This window comes from Janthinobacterium sp. BCJ23 (assembly GCF_059617945.1).
Genome location: NZ_JCAQAW010000001.1, coordinates 205,515 through 224,652 on the forward strand (window position 1 = coordinate 205,515; position 19,138 = coordinate 224,652).

Consider the following 19,138-nt stretch of genomic DNA (forward strand, 5'->3'; position numbering starts at 1 on the left):
TCCCGTCATCAGTTCGTCATCAGCCCGTCACGCGCCGCCGTTACGCTGCGCAGCTTGTATTACTTCCAATACTTTCCACAGGCTGATGATGACCACCCACTTGACGCTGGCCCTGCGCCGCCATTCCTTCCATGTTTTGCTGGGCGCTTGCGCCGCAGGTCTCTCCTTGCCGGCCCTGGCGCAAACGGCCGTGGCTGCCGCCGTGGCCTCGGCCACGACCGAGATGGCCGCGCCCGCCACTGCCGCCGATGATGGCGCGACTATGGCCACCGTGGAGATTTCCTCGCGCAAGACGCGCTCCTCGGTCGCCCTGAGCAAGAATGAAATCCAGAAAATCCTGCCCGGCACGAATCCACTGAAAGCCTTGCAAACCTTGCCGGGTGTCAGTTTCCAAACGGCCGACCCGTGGGGCAACAACGAACAGAACCTGTCGCTGTTCGTGCATGGCTTTTCCGGCCAACAACTGGGCTACACCATGGATGGCGTGCCGCTGGGTGACCAGCAGTATGGCAACTATAACGGCCTGTCGCCGCAGCGCGCCGTGATCAGCGAAAACGTGCGCAGCGTCGTGCTGTCGTCGGGCGCGGGCGATTTGGCCACGGCCTCGACCAGCAACCTGGGCGGCACTATCGAAACCTATTCCAGCGACCCGCTGGCCACGCAGGGCACCAGCCTGCAGCAAACGGTGGGCAGCCACCGCACCTCGCGCACGTTTGCCCGCTACGACACGGGCGCCTTCGGCGACGGCAGCAGCGCCTACTTTTCCATCCTGCACCACGAAGCGCGGGCCTGGGACTTCGATGCGCGCCAAGGCGGCGACCAGTTCAACGCCAAATACGTCAACCGCAGCGATGCGGGCAAGCTGACCCTGTTCTTCAATTACTCGGACAAGATCGAGCCGAACGAAGACAGCACCGTGCACGTGGCCGGCGAGACGAGCGCGCCGTACACGCGCCCCTTCCTGTATCCGGACTTCAAGGCGGCCCTCAATTACCTGTCGCCGACGGGCGCCACGCCCGCCGCCGACGGCAACAATTACCGCAATTACTACAGCGATGCGCAGCGCACCGATTACCTGGCCTACGCCAAGTTCGACGCCAACTTATCCGAAGGCATGACCTGGTCGAACCAGGTGTATTACCACAAGGATGACGGCGCGGGCGTGGTGGCCGGCCCCATCGGCGTGGCCGGCTTGCCGGGCCTGTTCAGCGTGTACTATCCGAAGCAGAACCTGAAAGAAGTCTTCGGCAACTCGGGCTACGCCGTGCGCACGACGGAATACGACATCAAGCGCGGCGGTTTCATTTCCACACTTCGCAAGGAAATCGGCAATCACCAGCTCGAAGCGGGCCTGTGGCTGGAACAGAACCGCTCGTCCGCCTACCGCCGCTGGTATGCGCTCGACGTCAACAACCCGACGTCGCCGTACGACCGCCCCAGCAATCCCTTGATCACGCAATACGGCAGCGAGATCGACAACAAGGTGGTGCAGCTGCACTTGCAGGATGAATGGCGCATCCGCCCCGATATCGCCCTGCAAGCCGGCTTCAAGTCCAGCCTGCAGTTTGCCGACGGCCGATTCCCCGTGCAGCCGGCCAAGGGCGCCATCGCCGGCGGTTCGACGGCCTTGCCGGTCGGCACCATCAACACGAAAAAATGGTTCCTGCCGCAAGTGGGCGCGCGCTGGGACTTCACGCCGCAAGACCAGCTGTATTTCAACATCCAGAAAAACATGCGCCAGTTCGTCACCTATGGCGGTGGCGGCGCCTCGCCATGGAGCTTGTCGAGCCAGGCCGCTTTTGATTTGTTCAAGCGCGATGCCAAACCGGAAACGGCCCTCACCTATGAAGTGGGCGTGCGCGGCAGCCATCCATTGAACCTGGGCGCCATCACGTCCATCGATGGGCAAATCAACGTCTACCACGTCGACTTCAGCAACCGCTTGCTGCAGATCAGCCCGACCCCCGTGATTTCCTCCATCATCGGCGGCAACCCCGTGCTGGCCAACGTGGGCAGCGTGCGCACGGACGGCATCGATATCGCCGGCACTGTTCACTTCGGCAACAATTTTTCGTTCTACAATGCCCTGTCGTACAACCGTTCGCAGTACGCGGACAATTACAACAATGGCGCCGCGCTGGTCCTGACTGCTGGCAAGAACGTGCCCGGCTCGCCGGAATGGCTGAACAAGTTCGTGGCTTCCGCAACGTTTGGCGATATCGAAGTGCAGCTGACGGGAGACTATGTGGCCAAGCGCTACGCGACATACACCAACGATTTGTCCGTGCCCAGCTATTTCCTGATGGGCCTGGGCGTGTCGGGCAAGCTGCCGGCCATGGCCAGCTGGCTGAAAAACCCGCGCTGGAGAGTGAACGTCAGCAACCTGGCCAACCGCGAAGGCTCGCTGAACGTGGTCGTCGGTGCGGCCGACAAGACCTACAACACCTTCCCGATCGCCCCGCGCCAGGGCTTCCTGACCTTGACGGCGGACTTCTGATGCGTACGCCAATCTTGCCGCAACGGCATTTTTCGCGCCGCAGCTTCGTCCGGGCGGCCGCCGGCGGCCTGGCGCTGGCCGCCGCGCCCGGCTTTGCGGCCAGCCTGCTGGCCACGCCACCTGCCCGTCCGCTCGTGTTCGCCCACCGGGGCGCCAGCGCCCTGCGTCCCGAGCACACCCTGGCGTCGTACGCCAAGGCCATCCTCGACGGCGCCGACTACGTCGAGCCGGACCTGGTCGCCACGCGCGACGGCATCCTCGTGGCGCGCCATGAAAGCAACCTGATCGACACCACCGACGTGGCGCGCCGTCCCGAATTCGCCAGCCGGCGTGGCAAGAAGATGGTCGACGGCGAATGGCATGAAGGCTGGTTCGTCGACGACTTCACCCTGGCCGAACTGAAAACCCTGCGTGCCATCGAACGCTTGCCGAAGGTACGCACCGGCAACACCTTGTACGATGGACAATTCCAGATCCCGACCTGGGAAGAAATCATCGATTTTGTTGCAGCGCAATCGGCCGCCAGCGGACGCATCATCGGCCTCGTGCCCGAGCTGAAAAGCTCGACCTACTTCCGCGATGCGGGCCTGGCGCTGGAAGACCGTTTCCTCTCAACCCTGCTGGCGCACGAGTACACGCGCCGCGCACCGATCGAAATCCAGTCCTTCGAAGTGGCAAATTTGAAATACTTGCGCGAGAAGCTGGGACGGCGCGCCAACGTGCGCCTGATGCAACTGGTGGTGGGCGGCGATATCCGCCCCATGGACGTGGCCAAGGCGGGCGGCAAGCTGACGTTCGGGCAGATGACGACGCCGGCCGGCCTGCGCGACATCGCCGCCTATGCGGACGTGGTGGCGCCGCCAACGCGAGCAATCATCCCACTGGGCGCCGACCAGCGCCTGGCCAAGCCTGCCTCCATCGTCGATGATGCGCACCAGGCGGGCTTGCTGCTGCACACGTGGACCTTCCGTCCGGAAAACCGTTTCCTGGCGGCCGATTTCCGCGATGGCAATGGCGAGAATGCGCGCAACGAAGCGGGTTCCGTGGCGGAAATGCGGCGCTATATCGAGACGGGGCTGGACGGCTTTTTCAGCGACGATCCGGGTTTGGGACGCATCGCCGCCGGATAAACATTTCGTAACAAATTCTTTTTCAGGGCGTGGCCGGCGGCTACGCCCTTATTATTCGTTTCTTGAATTTCTGAAATTGGAATTTGGAATTAGACATATATCGCGAACTCCATTATTGTGCAATGCAACAACAGACCATTCATGGAGGGCATATGTCCACTTTTACCAACACCTACAGCAACGACAACGTCAACTATTTCAGCAACCTGGGCCGTGCAACGCGCGCCTTCCTGGGCGCCCTGCTCGCTTCCAAGCCGTACAGCGACTTGGCACAGAAGGAAGTCATCGCCAGCAGCGTCGCCAATGAAGAGCGCTATGTGCGCCCAAGCAAGCGCGACATCGCCCTGCTGAACTCGGAAGCGGCACGTTACGAAAACCTGATGCCGAATCTGGCTTCTGAGTTGCGCTTCCTCGCTTCGCGCGGCTAACTCAATACTGAAAGGATTTTTATATGATGATTCTCGAAACCGCACTGATCGCCGTAGCCGTCGTCGTTACCGGCATCCATTTCTACCTGATCTCGACCGGCAAGGCCCGTTTCTGATCAGCAAACAGCAAGACAGTCGTGCATAGCAGTAGAAAGTAAGAAGTACCAGGTAGCAATAAAGCTGTGATATGTCAGCCTGGCAATCGGTCCAGGCTGGCAAGTGGGAAGTACTCAGTGCGGCGCGGCAGTGTCCACCGGCGTTTCCTGCAGTGGCGGGGTTTGTCCCTTGCGCACGATCTGCACGAAAATCTCATTCTGTTTGACCATGCCCAGCTCATAGCGGGCACGCTCCTCGACGGCGCCCGTACCATCTTTCAGGTCGCGCACTTCGGATTCGAGCTTGGCGTTTCGCGCCTTCAATTCCACATTCTTTTTATTCGCCACCGCCACTTGGGCTTCCATGTCGGCAACGCGCAGCCAGCCGCCTTTACCCAGCCAGAGGGGAAATTGGATCAGCAGCAGCAGGGCTGCCAGGGCGAGCGTAATCAGGCGCATGGGGTAGTCGGTTAACAAACCGGCCGGATATCTCCGGCCGGCCAGTGGGTTTTACATCAGCTTACTTCAGATTATAGAACGCATCGCGGCCAGGGTAGCTGGCGATGTCGCCCAGGTCTTCCTCGATACGCAGCAGCTGGTTGTACTTGGCCATGCGGTCCGAACGCGACATCGAGCCGGTCTTGATCTGCAGGGCGTTCGTGGCAACGGCGATATCGGCGATGGTCGAGTCTTCGGTTTCGCCCGAGCGGTGCGAAATGACGGCCGTGTAGCCGGCGCGCTTGGCCATTTCGATGGCGGCGAACGTTTCCGTCAGGGTACCGATCTGGTTGATCTTGATCAGGATCGAGTTGGCGATGCCTTTCGAGATGCCTTCTTTCAGGATCTTGGTGTTGGTGACATACAGATCGTCGCCGACCAGTTGCACTTTCTTGCCCAGTTCCGCCGTCAGGATCGCCCAGCCGTCCCAATCGCCTTCGTGCATCGCGTCTTCGATCGAGATGATCGGGTACTTGTCGCACCAGGTCGCCAGCAGGTTGGTGAACTCGGTGGCCGTCAGGCTCAGGCCTTCGCCTTCCATTTCGTACTTGCCGTTCTTGTAGAACTCGGACGCGGCGCAGTCGAGGCCGATGGCGATCTGCGTGCCTGGCTCGTAGCCCGCTTCTTCGATGGCCTGGATGATCAGCTTGATGGCTTCTTCATGGTTGGCCAAGGATGGCGCGAAACCGCCTTCGTCGCCGACGTTGGTGTTCAGGCCCTTCTTGTGCAGGATCTTTTTCAGCGTGTGGAACACTTCCGCGCCGTAGCGGACGGCTTCCTTGAACGACGGGGCGCCCACGGGAATGATCATGAATTCCTGGATGTCCAGGTTGTTGTCGGCGTGTGCGCCGCCGTTGATGACGTTCATCATCGGCACTGGCATCTGCATGGCGCCCGAGCCGCCGAAATAGCGGTACAGCGGCAAGCCCGCTTCTTCGGCGGCAGCCTTGGCGACGGCCATGGAGACGGCCAGGATGGCGTTGGCGCCCAGACGCGATTTGTTTTCCGTGCCGTCCAGGTCGATCAGGGTACGGTCGAGGAAAGCCTGTTCATTGGCGTCCAGGCCCATGATGGCTTCGGAGATTTCGGTATTGATGTTTTCGCATGCTTGCAGCACGCCCTTGCCGAAGTAGCGCTTGGCGTCGCCATCGCGCAATTCCACGGCTTCGCGCGAACCGGTCGAGGCACCCGACGGTACGGCCGCACGGCCCATCACGCCCGATTCCAGCAACACATCGCATTCGACGGTCGGGTTACCGCGCGAGTCCAGGATTTCGCGACCGATAATATCAACAATAGCACTCATGTCATTCTCCAAAGTTAAGCGTAACAGGGGGCTGCACACTGCGTTCTGATGCGCAATTGCACAAAGGGGGCAAAGAAACTCCCGGCGGGAACCATCAGGCCGGGAGCTGTCTTACGGGTAATACTGTCGCGATCGACCGCGTTATTCAGCAGCGGCGTTGGCTTCTTTGTGCGCCAGCGCTGCCTTGATGAACGAGGTAAACAACGGATGGCCGGTGCGTGGCGTCGACTTGAACTCGGGATGGTATTGCACGCCCATATACCATGGGTGGGCATTTTCACCCGTGCGTGGCAATTCCATGATTTCGCACAAATCTTCGCTCGGCGTACGGGCCGAAACGATCAGGCCAGCCGCTTCGACACGGGCCAGGTAGTGATTATTGGCTTCGTAGCGATGACGGTGACGCTCGGTCACCACGCTGCCGTAGATCTCGGCGGCGAGGGTGCCCGGATTGACGGCGCAGGTCTGCGCGCCCAGGCGCATGGTACCGCCCAGGTCCGAGTTTTCATCGCGCAACTCGACTTTACCATCGTGGTTTTGCCACTCATTGATCAGTGCAACGACAGGTTGATCCGTATCAAGGTCGAACTCGGTCGAATTCGCGTTCGGCATGTCTGCCTTGTTGCGCGCGTATTCGATCAAGGCCACTTGCATGCCCAGGCAGATGCCCAGGTAAGGGATCTTGTTTTCACGGGCGAACTGGGCCGCCTTGATCTTGCCTTCCACGCCGCGCTTGCCGAAGCCGCCCGGTACCAGGATGGCGTCGTACTTGCCCAGGCCGTCGCAGCCGGTCGTTTCGATTTCTTCCGAATCGATGTACTCGATGTTGACGCGGCTTTCCGTGTGGATGCCGGCGTGGCGCAGCGCTTCGATCAGCGACTTGTACGACTCGGTCAGCTCGACATACTTGCCGACCATGCCGACGGTGACTTCCGCCTTCGGGTGTTCCATCGTGTAGATCAGCTTGCTCCAGATCGACAGGTCGGCCGGTGCGGGGTCGAGGTCCAGCGCATCGCAGATGATCTTGTCGAGGCCCTGGTCGTGCAGCATTTGCGGCACTTTGTAGATGGTGTCAACGTCCCACACGGAAATGACGGCGTCTTCCTCGATGTTCGAGAACAGCGAGATTTTCGCGCGCTCGTCTTCCGGGATGGCGCGGTCGGCGCGGCACAGCAGCGCGTTTGGCAAGATGCCGATTTCGCGCAGCTTTTGCACCGAGTGCTGGGTCGGCTTGGTTTTCAGTTCACCGGCCGAGGCGATGTAAGGCACCAGGGTCAGGTGGACGAAGGCCGTGTTCTTGCGGCCGGCACGCAGGCTCAGCTGACGCGCCGCTTCCAGGAATGGCAACGATTCGATATCGCCGACGGTGCCGCCGATTTCGCACAGGGCCACGTCGTAGCCTTCGGCGCCACGGCGGATGTAATCCTGGATTTCATTGGTGATATGCGGAATCACCTGCACGGTCTTGCCCAGATATTCGCCCCGGCGTTCCTTGCGGATCACCGATTCATAGATCTGGCCAGTGGTGAAGTTATTCACCTTTTTCATGCGGGTGGAAATGAAGCGCTCGTAGTGACCGAGGTCGAGGTCGGTTTCGGCCCCGTCGTCGGTGACGAATACTTCACCGTGTTGCATAGGGCTCATCGTGCCAGGATCGACGTTGATATACGGGTCGAGCTTGAGCATGGTGACTTTAAGGCCGCGCGATTCGAGGATCGCGGCGAGGGAGGCGGCGGCAATCCCTTTTCCAAGGGAAGACACAACGCCACCAGTGACGAAGACAAATTTGGTCATTGCAGATGGTGCCGAACGGCACGTGCGGGAAATTGAAATTATACACTAAAGCCCGCCTGCGTCGCCTCCCGCGCGCGGAAATTTGCGCCAAATACCGACTATCCCTCCCCCTCCTGCTGTCTACGCACAACAAAATTGCAAGCTAGCAATAACTGAAATATTTCCAATTCCATACTTTGTGTGGGAGAGCGAACAGACCCTGCCGCACCCTGGCGGCACACTGGCATTTTCAACAGGAGGTCCATCATGAGCTACGAAGAACGCGACGCCTACGGCATGTATGTCAACCGCGGCCACAAAGGTCCCGGCCCGGAACTGATGGGTGCAGACACCCTGATCGGCGACCATGTGCACAACGCCAAGGATGAACATCTGGGCGAAATCAAGGAAATCATGATCGACATGCGCAGCGGCAAAATCGCCTACGCCGTCATGTCGCACGGCGGTGTGTTCACCATCGGCGAAAAGCTGTTCGCCGTGCCGTGGGAAGCGCTGCTGCTCGACACCGTCAACAAGCGCTTCACCCTCAACGTCGACAAGGAACGCATCGAAAACGCGCCCGGCTTCGACACGGATAACTGGCCGAACATGGCGGACCAAGCCTGGGCGACGTCGATCCACAGTTATTATGGAACGACGCCGCGCGAGTATTAAGAGCTGGCCTCATTTGGGGTCAGACCCGCCGGGGGCATGCGGCCCAATGGACCGCATGCCGATTCCAAAGGAACTGACCCCAGCTTTAAACTAGAACCGGTACTCCAGCCCCGCCACATACGTCCTCCCCCGCGCCGTACTCATCGGCGTATTGTCGTTCGACTGCGACGGCATCGAGTTCAGCCGGTTCAGCGCTTCCGAATAATTCTTGTCCATGGCGTTCTGCACCGACAGGCGCAGGAACAGGTTTTTCGTCACTTGCCAGCTCGCATACAAATCGATCACGGCCGGGATCTTCGGATTGTCCACCTTCGCCACTTCCCCCGTCACCGCATCGGCTTCGTTGTCCGGCGACAGGCGGCGGTTCGATCCCGTGTGCTTGATGATGGCGCCCACCTCCATTTTATTGTCCAGCAAGCGCGTGCCCACATCGAGGTTGTAGTAGGTGCTGGGCAGCTCGCTGATGTCGGACGCGCCAAACCACGCGCTGGCGATCGAGGTGGGCTGGCTGGTCTTTTCACGCGTGTACGACAGCCGCGCAAAAGCCGGGCCCAGCTGGTATTGCGCTTCCAGTTCCCAGCCGCGCGTGCGTACGGGCGTGGCCGAGTTGATGTAGATATACATATTGGTCACGTATTCGTCGACCGTCTCCCAGTCCGTGGCGATCACTTCCGAGATATTGCACTTGCGCCCGTTGTCACAGACAAGGAAGGATTGGCTGGTGATATAGCCGTCGATCTTGCTCTTGAAATACAAGGCCTTGAAGTTCAGCGCATCGTTCGCGCTCAGCAAACCGTGCAGGCTGGAATTAAAGCCCAGCTGATAGGTCGTCGCCTTTTCTCCCTTCAGGAAGGGGTTCATCGACGCGCCGCCATCGTTCGAGAAAAACACTTCCTGCGGATTCGGCCCGCGCATGGTGCGCTCGGCGCTGGCAAACGGCTGGAACCATGGCGTGACCTGTGCGGAAACGAGTAGCGAAGGATTGATCCCGTGTTCCTTCAGCGCGATATTCGCCGCCCCTTGCGGGAAGCATTTCACGCGCTCGTCGCAGGCCGGCTTGTAGCCCGTCAATTCGAAACGCGTGTAATTGAGCCCGGCATTGACTTGGTAGATACCGCGGTTGTATTGCAGGCCCGCATACAGGCTGTCGATCTTTTGCTTGCCGGCCGGGCCAAAGGTATTGTTTTCAATCGACTGCCGGTTGGCATCCGGATTGTCGGGATCGTCGACAAGGCTTTCCACGTGCTTGCTGTATTGATTGCGCATCAGCTTGCCGCCCACGGTCACCAGCGCATCGCCGCCCGCCAGCTTGAAGCTGCTCGTGTTGTTGATGTCAAAGGCATCGGCACGGTTGGCCGTGCTCGTGTTGACGAAATTGATCAACGCTTCCGGCATGTATTTCTGCTTGCCGCGGCTGCTGCTGGCCGTCACATTCAGGTCGATCAATTCCGAAAACGGCGTGTAGTGATATTTCACATAGTAGTCATCGCTCCGGATATCGCGGCGCGTGAACGTATTGCGGTAATCGCGTGCCGACAGTTCCAGCGCATGGAAATCGTTCAGTTTGAGGTCCAGCTTGAGCAATTGCGACTTCGGCTTTTGTTGATAGAAACGGTTGTAGCCGAAGCCGAATTGCTCGCTATCCGTGCCCTTGCCATTCTTGTAGTTGTTGCCGATCACGCTCGCGCTCGTGGCCGCCATGAAGCCGACGCTGCCGCCATCGAAGGCGGGGTTTTTCATGGCCACGGCCAGCATGGCACTGCGCCCCACGCCATTGTTACCGGCGGACATCTTCGTGCGCGCGCCCACCTTCTCACCCGTAAACACCACGTCATCGACGCCGATGGTGCGGAAGTTGGCGCTGCCGCCCAGCGCATTGACGCCGTCGCCACCGACGACATTACCGCGCGACACGTCCACGCCGATGATGAAATTCGGGTCGATCAGGGCGCCGAACTGGCTGCTGGGCACGCTACCATGCGCCACTTCCGACGGTGCGCTGCCATAGTAATTCTGCGTCACGCCATCGACCATGGTGTTGACCCGGCCAAAGCCGGACAGGCCACGGATGTTGACGCTGACGGCCCCTTGCGCCGGATCGATCTGGGTAAACGTGCCCGGCATGCCGCGCAGTATCTGGTCGACCGGCTGCAAGCGCGTATCGGCGCCGCGCGCACTGACGGCGCCCGGTTTTTCCAGCGCCTGCTGTTCCGCCGACACAGCCTCGCCCGATACGTTCAGCGGCGAAAACACGACCTTGCCATTGTCTTGTGCCTGTTGCGCCCATCCCTGCTGCGCGAGCAAGGCCATGCAGATGCCTACGGCCTGCGTCATTGTCTTGATATGCATACACCCTCGATTTCTTATGTAATTGAAAAAGTCAGCTGGCGCCGTGGCCGCTCTTGGCGTCGAGCTTGAACGACACGGGCAAGGTCACCGTCACCGTGCCCTGGTGCAAGACGTTGTCGGGCGGCGCCGGCAGCGGTTGCGCGCGCTCAAGCACTTGCAAGGCTTCGCGGTCGAGCAGCACCGTGCCCGATGAAGTGACCAGCTCGCTGGCCAGCAGCTTGCCGTCGCGGTCCACCTGGAAACGCACCCAGGCGGCGCCGGCCCGCTTGCGCTGGCGCGCATCGCCCGGATAGCGTTTGAAATGGGCCAGGTGGCCCAGCACGCGGCTTTGCCAGCTGGCGGGCGCGGCATTGGTCGACGGCGTATCGCTATCGAATGGCGCCGCCTGCGGACCGCGCACGGCGGCCGGCGCCGGCGTCGCGCTGCTGCTGGCTTGCGCGGGTAATGACGCTTCCTTCACGGCATCCTTGCCCGGCTCCGCCGACGGACTGGTTTCCGCCTTCGCTTCTTTTTCCGCCGCGACGATATCCGGCGCGGCGGCGCGCGCCAGCACGGGCAGCGCTTCTTGCCTGGCCGTGCTCTTTTTGGGTTGGGCGGCACTGGACGCCGCCGACTGGCGCGCCCCTGCCGCTGTCGCCTGTTGCGTTTCCGGCGACATCGCTTGCGCGGCAAATACCACCATCACGCTGGCGGGCGGCTGCGTGGGAGCGACGCTGGCGGGCCGCCAGCCGGCCCACAGCAGCAGCGCCAGCACGGCCGCCACTACCAGCGACGTGGCGATGCCCCAGCTCAATATCGGACGCGGATTCACCCGCCCTCCCGGCCCACCAGGCCCACTTTCAGATAGCCGGCCTGGCGCAGGGCATCCATCACGCCCAGCACATCTTCATAGGCCGCTTGCTTGTCGGCCTGGAAAAACAGGATGCGCTGGCGGTCGCCGCCCGTTTGCACGTCGAGCAGGCTGCCCAATTGCTCGCGCGCCACGGGTGCCTCGCCCAAGTACAGGCTGCGGTCGGCTTTCAGGGAAACGAACAGGGGCTTGTCGGGGCGCGGTGCCGGCTTGGCCGTGGCGGCCGGCAAGTCGATTTTCAGGTCGACGGTGGCCAGCGGCGAGACCACCATGAAGATGATCAACAGCACCAGCATCACGTCGATGAAGGGCGTGACATTGATCTCGCTCAATTCCGGCATGTCGGCGGTGTCGTCATCCGAGGAAGGAAACAGGGAAGCCATGGCTCAGGCCTGCTTGCGCGTGTCGAGGTCGCGGCTCAGCATCAGCAGCACTTGCGCGGAAGCGGCGCGCAGCTGCGCCTTGTACTGGTTGATGCCCCGACTCAATACGTTATAGATGACGACGGCGGGAATCGCCGCCACCAAGCCCAGGGCGGTGGCCAGCAAGGCTTCCGCGATGCCGGGCGCGACAGTGGCCAAATTCGTGCTCTGGCTGACGGCGATGCCGATGAAACTGTTCATGATGCCCCACACGGTGCCGAACAGGCCGACGAACGGCGCTACGGCGCCGATGCTGGCGAGCAGACCGATGCCTTGCGTCATGCTGCGTACCTGCTGCGCAATGAACTGTTCCTGGCGAAAGCCGGCCCGTTCCTTCAGGGCCGCCGCTGGCGCGCTGGCGTGCGATAAATTCAATTCCTGCTGCACGTCGTCGAGCAGCTGTTGCGCCAGCGAAGTGCTGCCCGCGCCCTCCACTTTGACGGCCGCGTCGGGCAAGGAAGTGGCCGTCTTCAGCACGGCGACGGCTTGCGCCGCTTCGCGCCGCGCTTGCAGCAAGCTGGCGCCCTTCACCAGCAAGACCACCCAGGTGGCCAGCGCGGCGACCAGCAAGCCGATGAGCACGCTTTTGACGACCTGGTCGGCAGCGAAAAACATGCCCAGCGGCGACATATCGTGCGGCAAGGCGGACGCTTGCGCGGTGGCATGCAACAGGGACAGCAATACGCCGCAGGTAGCGGCTTTGAGACAGGAGATACGCATGGAAGCTTCAACAGGTAACAGGCATGGCTGCGCCAACGGCGCGCACGCGCATGCAAAAAAATCGGACGAACTACCTAGCTGCTGCGAAGAAGCTTGCTGGGGGAGAATGCCGGGCTGAACGCCCGGCGGAGGCGCTAAGGCTTACTTGGCGCTGGCGACGGCGGGCGTAACAACCGGCGTGAACCAGACGAAATCGGCCTGCGGCGCCAGCACCGTCGCGCCCTGCTGCGCCAGGACCAGCACCAGCGGCGCGGGGCCGCCCGTCAAGTCCTGTACGTGCAGCGGCACGCCCAGGTCCTTGTGCGCGTGGTAGGCGCCGGCGATCAGCACGGCCGGCACGGGTGCGGCCAGCAGGCGCTCGGCCATGCGGCGGTCGCGCTGCTGCTGCACCGACAGCATGGCGGCCAGGCGCGGCTCGTCGATCTGGTTGTCATGCATGACGCGGATGATGTCTTTCAATTTGTCATGCACCTTGCCATCGTTGGCCAGGTTCGAATGCTTGCCCTGCACGGCCGGCTTGTCGATAAACATTTGCTTGATCTCGCTGCGGTCCAGGTTGGCCGACCAGACGGGATACGGCGCGCGCATCACCGTCATCACCAGGTCGCCATATTGCGCCCACTTCCAGTTCGGCTGCCAGGCCACCAGCTCGGCCACGTGTTCGGGGCGCACGACGGGGTCCGTCTGCAGCCATGGCTTGACCTTGTCCACCTTGGCTTGCTGGTCCGGGTTCAGCATTTCCAGCAGCACGCTGCCTTGCGGACGCTGGCCCTGCAACTGCTGCAACAGCCATTGCTCGATCTGGTGATGGCTGAGCTGGTCATGCTGCTCGCCCACGATGACACGCGGCGCGGCGGCCAGCTGGGCCAGCAATTGCTCGGCAGTCACGCGCTTGCCGCTGCGCAGGTCGACGATCTCGCCCAGCTGGCGCACGTCTTGCGCAGCGGCAGGCGCAACGGCGGTGGCGCCGGTGACGGGCGTGACGCTGCCGCAGGCGCTCAGGGCCAGCACGCAGGCGGGCAGGACGGCGGCGAGGGACAGGGGGAATCTCATGGGCATGGCCTTTCGGGTTGAAGCACGCATTGCAAAATAACTACTGGCTGGCATTTTAATAGAAATGATTCTCATTTACAACCACTGCGCGGCGCATCATGCGGAATTTTTTACAACTGGCAAAAATGGTGCTTCGGTGAAATCTCCAGGTGCGGGGTAGAATAAAAAAAACGGAGGACTTGCGTGAATCAAACTGACCAGTTGGCGGTACTGAAAAAACCGCTGCCAGACTCTCTTGCTGCCGTACTTTCCCTGATCTTTGCCGACCGCTTTTCCATGACGCAAGCCATGCGCGAACACCATGGACGCGACGAGTCGAGCTATCCCCCCATGCTGCCGGACGCCGTCATCTTCGCCCATTCCACCGAGGAAGTGGCGGCCGCCGTCAAGCTGTGCAGCGCGCACGACGTGCCCATCATCGCCTACGGCAGCGGCACCTCGCTCGAAGGCCACGTGCTGGCCCTGCATGGCGGCGTGACGATTGATCTGTCGCAAATGAATCAGATGGTCGCCGTGCATGGTGAAGACTTGACGGCCACCGTGCAGGCAGGCGTAACGCGCAAGCAGCTCAATGAAGAAATCCGCGACACGGGCCTGTTCTTCCCCATCGACCCGGGCGCCAATGCGTCCTTGGGCGGCATGGCGGCCACGCGCGCCTCGGGCACGAACGCCGTGCGCTATGGCACCATGCGCGAAAACGTACTGGCCCTGACCGTGGTGACGGCCGATGGCCGCATCATCAAGACGGGAACGAGGGCGAAAAAATCGTCGGCCGGCTACGACCTGACGCGCTTGTTCGTCGGCAGCGAAGGGACGTTGGGCATCATCACGGAAGTGACCGTGAAACTGTATCCGCTGCCGGAAGCGATCTCGGCGGCCGTGTGTTCGTTCCCCGGCACGGGCGAAGCCGTCAGCGCCGTGATCCAGACCATCCAGATGGGCATTCCTGTGGCGCGGGTCGAGTTTCTCGATGAAAATGGCGTGAAAGCCATCAATGCCTACGACAAGATGGCGCTGCCGCAAAAGCCGCTGTTGCTGTTTGAATTCCACGGCACGCCGGCCAGCGTGGCCGAGCAGGCGCAGCTGGTGCAAGCCATCACGGCCGAACACGGCGCCAGCGATTTCGAATGGGCCAGCCGGCCCGAAGACCGCTCGCGCCTGTGGGCCGCGCGCCACAATGCGTATTTCGCCCTGCTGCAGATGCGCCCCGGCAGCCGCGCCATTTCCACCGACTGCTGCGTGCCGATTTCGCGCCTGGCCGAATGCATCCTCGCCACCAAGGCCGATTGCGAAGCGCAGGGCCTCGTCTACGCCATCATCGGCCACGTGGGCGACGGCAATTTCCACGTGCAGATGCTGGTCAATCCCGACGACCCGGCCGACATCGCGCGCGCGGAAAAGGTCAACAGCGACATGGTCACGCGCGCCATCGGCATGGACGGCACGTGCACGGGCGAGCACGGCGTGGGCATGCACAAGATGGCTTTCCTGGTGGAAGAACATGGTGTAGGCGCCATCGACACCATGCGCGCCATCAAGCACGCGCTGGACCCGAAGAACATCATGAATCCGGGGAAGATCGTGCGCTGGTAATCAGGCCGTCAACTCCATGCGCATCGGCACGAAGGCGATGCCGCCCTCTTCCACCTTCGGCCCCGTGGCGACAAAGCCCAGGCTCGTGTACAGGGGCAAGGCATACAGCGAGGAGTTGACGGTAAAGGCCGTCACATCGCCCCTGGCCAGCGACGCATCGCGGGCTGCCTGCCACAAACGGCGCGCCATGCCGCGCCGGTGCAGGGCGCGCGGCACGAACATGTGGAACAGATGCGTGTTGTCGCGCATGGCCACGACGCCGGCCAGCTCGCCGCCGATATGCGCGAGCTGATACGCGTAGCGCGACTGTGACAGATAGCCTTCAATGGCGGGCTGGCGGCAGTGTTCGATGAACTTTTCCGCCCCCGCGCCATCCGGATGCAGGGTCAAAAAGGGCATCAGGTCGTCGATCAGGGCAACGATGGCGGGCGCGTCGGCGACGAGGGCGGGACGCAGTGTCGGTTCGGGTAATGTTGTCATTCTTAAATAATGCCATGCCCTCCTCCCCGCCTGCAACTCTCAACAGAAATCCCGGCTGCTGGTCCGCAAGCGTCCCAGCAAATGCGACATGTCGACCAGGCGCTTGGCCACCAGGTTGCGCACGATGCCCTCGCGCTGCCATATGCCGTACACGCCCAGCAACGGCGCGCTCAGCACTTCGCGCCGCTGGCTTTCCACCAGGTCTGGCCAGACGATGACGTTGACCGTGCCCGTCTCGTCTTCCAGTGTCATGAAGATCACGCCCTTGGCCGTGCCCGGCCGCTGGCGCACGGTGACGATGCCGCAGGCGCGCGCCACTTGCCCGCTCGTGTACGTCATCAGCGTGGACGCCGGCATGAAACGCTGTTCCAGCAATTGCCTGCGCAGCAGCGCCAGCGGGTGGCGGCCCAGGGTCAGGCCTTGCGCGCGGTAGTCGCTGACGATGCTCTCGCCTTCCGTCGGCGCGGCCAGCATGGGCAAGTCTTCCTCTTGCGTCGTGGCGCGCAGCAAATCCCTGTCGGGCACGGCGCCGGCCGCCTGCCACAGCGCTTCGCGCCGGTGCCCGGCCAGCGCGTGCAGCGCGTTGCCGGCGGCCAGCACCTGCAAGTCATGACGGTCCAGGCCGCCACGCAGGGACAGGTCGGCCACGTCGATAAAAGCGGCAATGGCGCGCGCATCCTCGATACGCCGGGCGGCCTCGGCACGCATGCCGAACAGGCTGTTCAAGCCCAGGCGCACGGCGGGCGCGCCCCCTTCCTCGGCCTCTTCCAACGTCGCTTCCCAGGCGCTGATGGCCACGTCGACGGGCAGCACCTGCACGCCATGCCGGCGACCATCCTGCACCAGTTGCGAGGGACTGTAAAAGCCCATGGGCTGGCTGTTGAGCAAGGCGCACAGGAAGGCGGCCGGTTCGTGGCATTTCAGCCAGGAACTGGCGTACGTCAGCAGGGCGAAACTGGCCGCGTGCGACTCGGGAAAACCGTATTCGCCAAAGCCCTCGATCTGGCTGAAGATGGCCTCGGCAAACTTTTTCTCATAGCCATTGTCCACCATGGCATTGACGATGCGGTCATGGTAATTGTTCATGCCGCCCTTGCGTTTCCAGGCCGCCATAGCGCGCCGCAACTGGTCCGCTTCGCCGGGCGTGAAATCGGCCGCGATGATAGCCACCTGCATCACCTGTTCCTGGAAAATGGGAATGCCGAGAGTACGCCCCAGCGCCTTTTCCAGGCCCTTCGGATACTCGACCAGTTCCTTCTGCTGGCGGCGCTGCAGATACGGATGCACCATGCCGCCCTGGATGGGGCCGGGGCGCACGAGCGCCACCTCGATGACGAGGTCGTAGAATTCACGGGGCCGCAGCCGGGGCAGCATGCTCATCTGCGCGCGTGACTCGATCTGGAACACGCCGATGGTGTCGGCCTCGCACATCATGTCGTAGGTGGCGGGGTCTTCGCGGGGAATATCCTGCAGGCGGAACTCCTCGCCGCGCCGCGCACCGACCAGTTCCAGGGCGCGGCGCAGGGCCGACAGCATGCCCAGCGCCAGCACATCGACCTTCATCAAGCCCAGCTCCTCGAGGTCGTTCTTGTCCCACTCGATGACGCTGCGCTCGGCCATGGTGGCGTTTTCAATCGGCACCAGGCGCGACAATTTTCCATGCGCAATCACAAAGCCGCCCGGATGCTGCGACAGATGGCGGGGAAAGCCCAGCAACTGCTGCGCCAGGCCGGCCCACTGCTGCGACAATGCCGCTTCCGGGTCGAGCCCGCATTCGGCCAGGCGCTCCAGCAGATCGCGCTTGCCGTCGAACCAGCGGTGCGCCTTGGCCACTTTTTCCACGATGGCCAGGTCGATCCCCAGCGCCCGGCCGCTGTCGCGCAAGGCGCTCTTCGGCCGGTAGCTGATCACCACGGCGGCCAGCGCGGCCCGCTCGCGCCCATATTTTCCGTAGATATATTGAATCACCTCTTCGCGCCGCTGGTGCTCGAAGTCGACGTCGATGTCGGGCGGCTCGTTGCGCTCGCGCGACATGAAGCGCCCGACCAGCGAATTGCCGCGTGCCGGGTCCACTTCCGTGATGTGCAGGCAATAGCAGACGGCCGAATTGGCGGCCGAGCCCCTGCCCTGGCACAGGATGTTTTGCGAGCGGGCAAAGCGCACGATGTCGTACACGGTCAAAAAGTACGCTTCATACGACAGCTCGGCGATCAGTTCCAGCTCCTGCTCGATCTGCTCCTGCACGTTGGCCGGAATGCCCAGCGGAAAGCGGAGACGCGCGCCCGCATATGTTTCCTCGCGCAGATAGGTCGCCGGCGTGTGGCCTTGCGGCACCAGTTCGTCGGGATAGTCATAGCACAGGCTGTCGAGCGAGAACTTGCACAGGTCCGCGATGCGCAAGGTTTCCGCCAGCGCTTGCGGCGGATACACATTGGCCAGCCGCAAGCGCGCGCGCAAATGCTGCTCCGCGTTTTGCGCCAACGCATAGCCGCATTCGCCCACGGGCTTGCCCACGCGAATCGCGCACAAAGTGTCGAGCAGGGGCTTGCGCGAACGCACGTGCATGCACACGTGGCCGACGGCCACCACGGGCAAACCCTGCGCCTGCGCCGCCTCTTGCACGGCGCTGCGGTGCGCGTCATCCTGCGCCCGCTGCAGCAGGTTCAGGCCGATCCAGCTGCGCTCGCCGCCAAAGGTGGCCGCCATCCACGCCCCCTGTGCGCGCACGGTTTCCGGCTGGGCCGGATAGCTGGGCAGCAAGATCATCAGACAGCCGGGCAGCCCCTGCAAATGGGCAAACTCCGCCGAAGGCGCCGCAAAATCGTCGGGCGTCAGCAAATAGCGCCCCTTGGCCGCCCGCGTGCGCGCCATGGTAATCAGTTCCGACAAATTGCCATAACCGTCGATGTCCCGCACCAGCGCCAGCAAGGACAGGGCCGGACTGCCGTCGGCCTGCGTCAAATGAAAATGCGCGCCGATAATCAGCGGAAAACCGGCCCGCTTGGCTGTCGCATGGGCACGCACGACGCCCGCCAGCGAGCACTCGTCGGTAATGGCCAACCCCTTGTACCCGAGCTGGACGGCGCGCGCCACCAGCTCTTCCGCATGCGAGGCTCCATGCAGGAAGCTGAAATTGCTCAAGCAGTACAGCTCAGCATACTCGGGTAAGACGGCGCCCCACATGATCCACCTCAATACTGTATATAAACACAGTATACTATACTCATCTGGAAGCAAGGGGCCGGTTTAAGCAGGGGCCAGCACTGCAT

Annotated in this window: 15 protein-coding genes; 5 read left to right on the forward strand and 10 right to left on the reverse strand. The window is 62.2% G+C overall.

All coding sequences use genetic code 11. The features are described from left to right. The first annotated feature begins 85 nt into the window (after positions 1–85). The 3 genes from AC54AG_RS00885 to AC54AG_RS00895 all read left to right on the forward strand — a co-directional run bounded on the left by AC54AG_RS00885 (position 86) and on the right by AC54AG_RS00895 (position 4,055). Complete coding sequence (locus AC54AG_RS00885) at positions 86–2,497, forward strand: TonB-dependent receptor (RefSeq protein ID WP_496629296.1); 2,412 nt, start codon at positions 86–88, stop codon at positions 2,495–2,497. After that, positions 2,497–3,627 carry a glycerophosphodiester phosphodiesterase gene (locus AC54AG_RS00890; RefSeq protein WP_496629297.1) on the forward strand — a complete coding sequence of 377 codons (1,131 nt, stop codon included), beginning with the start codon at positions 2,497–2,499 and terminating at the stop codon, positions 3,625–3,627. Before AC54AG_RS00885 ends, AC54AG_RS00890 begins: the two co-directional genes overlap by 1 nt. Positions 3,628–3,779: 152 nt before the next feature. Beyond that, entirely contained in the window at positions 3,780–4,055 is a 276-nt protein-coding gene (locus AC54AG_RS00895; RefSeq protein ID WP_319990992.1) for a hypothetical protein, read from the forward strand. Positions 4,056–4,285: 230 nt separating this feature from the next. On the opposite strand, the gene ftsB is transcribed toward AC54AG_RS00895, so the two are convergent. From ftsB to pyrG, 3 genes are all read right to left on the reverse strand, one after another. Continuing rightward, complete coding sequence (gene ftsB / locus AC54AG_RS00900; RefSeq protein WP_496629298.1) at positions 4,286–4,609, reverse strand: cell division protein FtsB; 324 nt, start codon at positions 4,607–4,609, stop codon at positions 4,286–4,288. A 61-nt stretch (positions 4,610–4,670) separates the two neighbouring features. Beyond that, a complete protein-coding gene (gene eno / locus AC54AG_RS00905; protein ID WP_034750709.1) occupies positions 4,671–5,954 on the reverse strand; it encodes a phosphopyruvate hydratase in 1,284 nt (427 codons plus the stop codon). Between the two features lie 141 nt (positions 5,955–6,095). Next, the gene (pyrG, locus tag AC54AG_RS00910) at positions 6,096–7,748 is read right to left on the reverse strand and encodes a CTP synthase (RefSeq protein WP_319990991.1); all 1,653 of its coding nucleotides are present in this window, start codon (positions 7,746–7,748) and stop codon (positions 6,096–6,098) included. A gap of 246 nt (positions 7,749–7,994) precedes the next feature. Here pyrG and AC54AG_RS00915 point away from each other — a divergent pair, with 246 nt between their 5' ends. Next, positions 7,995–8,402: a PRC-barrel domain-containing protein gene (locus AC54AG_RS00915; RefSeq protein ID WP_034750714.1), complete on the forward strand. Its 408-nt coding sequence runs from the start codon at positions 7,995–7,997 to the stop codon at positions 8,400–8,402. Between the two features lie 90 nt (positions 8,403–8,492). On the opposite strand, the gene AC54AG_RS00920 is transcribed toward AC54AG_RS00915, so the two are convergent. The 5 genes from AC54AG_RS00920 to AC54AG_RS00940 all read right to left on the reverse strand — a co-directional run bounded on the left by AC54AG_RS00920 (position 8,493) and on the right by AC54AG_RS00940 (position 13,796). Next, positions 8,493–10,751, reverse strand: a complete 2,259-nt coding sequence (locus AC54AG_RS00920) for a TonB-dependent receptor domain-containing protein (protein ID WP_496629299.1) — start codon at positions 10,749–10,751, stop codon at positions 8,493–8,495. Positions 10,752–10,782: 31 nt separating this feature from the next. Continuing rightward, entirely contained in the window at positions 10,783–11,562 is a 780-nt protein-coding gene (locus AC54AG_RS00925) for an energy transducer TonB family protein (protein WP_496629300.1), read from the reverse strand. Next, positions 11,559–11,984, reverse strand: coding sequence for a TonB system transport protein ExbD (gene exbD, locus AC54AG_RS00930; RefSeq protein ID WP_331778374.1), 426 nt, complete (start codon positions 11,982–11,984; stop codon positions 11,559–11,561). The genes AC54AG_RS00925 and exbD overlap by 4 nt, the downstream gene beginning before the upstream one ends. Positions 11,985–11,987: 3 nt before the next feature. Continuing rightward, positions 11,988–12,743: a tonB-system energizer ExbB gene (exbB, locus tag AC54AG_RS00935; protein WP_496629301.1), complete on the reverse strand. Its 756-nt coding sequence runs from the start codon at positions 12,741–12,743 to the stop codon at positions 11,988–11,990. 141 nt (positions 12,744–12,884) lie between these two features. Continuing rightward, the gene (locus tag AC54AG_RS00940) at positions 12,885–13,796 is read right to left on the reverse strand and encodes a ChaN family lipoprotein (RefSeq protein ID WP_219327591.1); all 912 of its coding nucleotides are present in this window, start codon (positions 13,794–13,796) and stop codon (positions 12,885–12,887) included. 183 nt (positions 13,797–13,979) lie between these two features. Between AC54AG_RS00940 and AC54AG_RS00945 the strand changes: the two genes are divergently transcribed. Continuing rightward, positions 13,980–15,389, forward strand: a complete 1,410-nt coding sequence (locus AC54AG_RS00945; RefSeq protein WP_219327592.1) for an FAD-binding oxidoreductase — start codon at positions 13,980–13,982, stop codon at positions 15,387–15,389. Here AC54AG_RS00945 and AC54AG_RS00950 read toward each other — a convergent pair whose 3' ends face one another. Beyond that, entirely contained in the window at positions 15,390–15,869 is a 480-nt protein-coding gene (locus AC54AG_RS00950) for a GNAT family N-acetyltransferase (protein WP_257620154.1), read from the reverse strand. It abuts the gene before it with no gap. Positions 15,870–15,908: 39 nt separating this feature from the next. Then, complete coding sequence (locus AC54AG_RS00955) at positions 15,909–19,052, reverse strand: error-prone DNA polymerase (RefSeq protein WP_496629302.1); 3,144 nt, start codon at positions 19,050–19,052, stop codon at positions 15,909–15,911. Positions 19,053–19,138 lie beyond the last annotated feature (86 nt).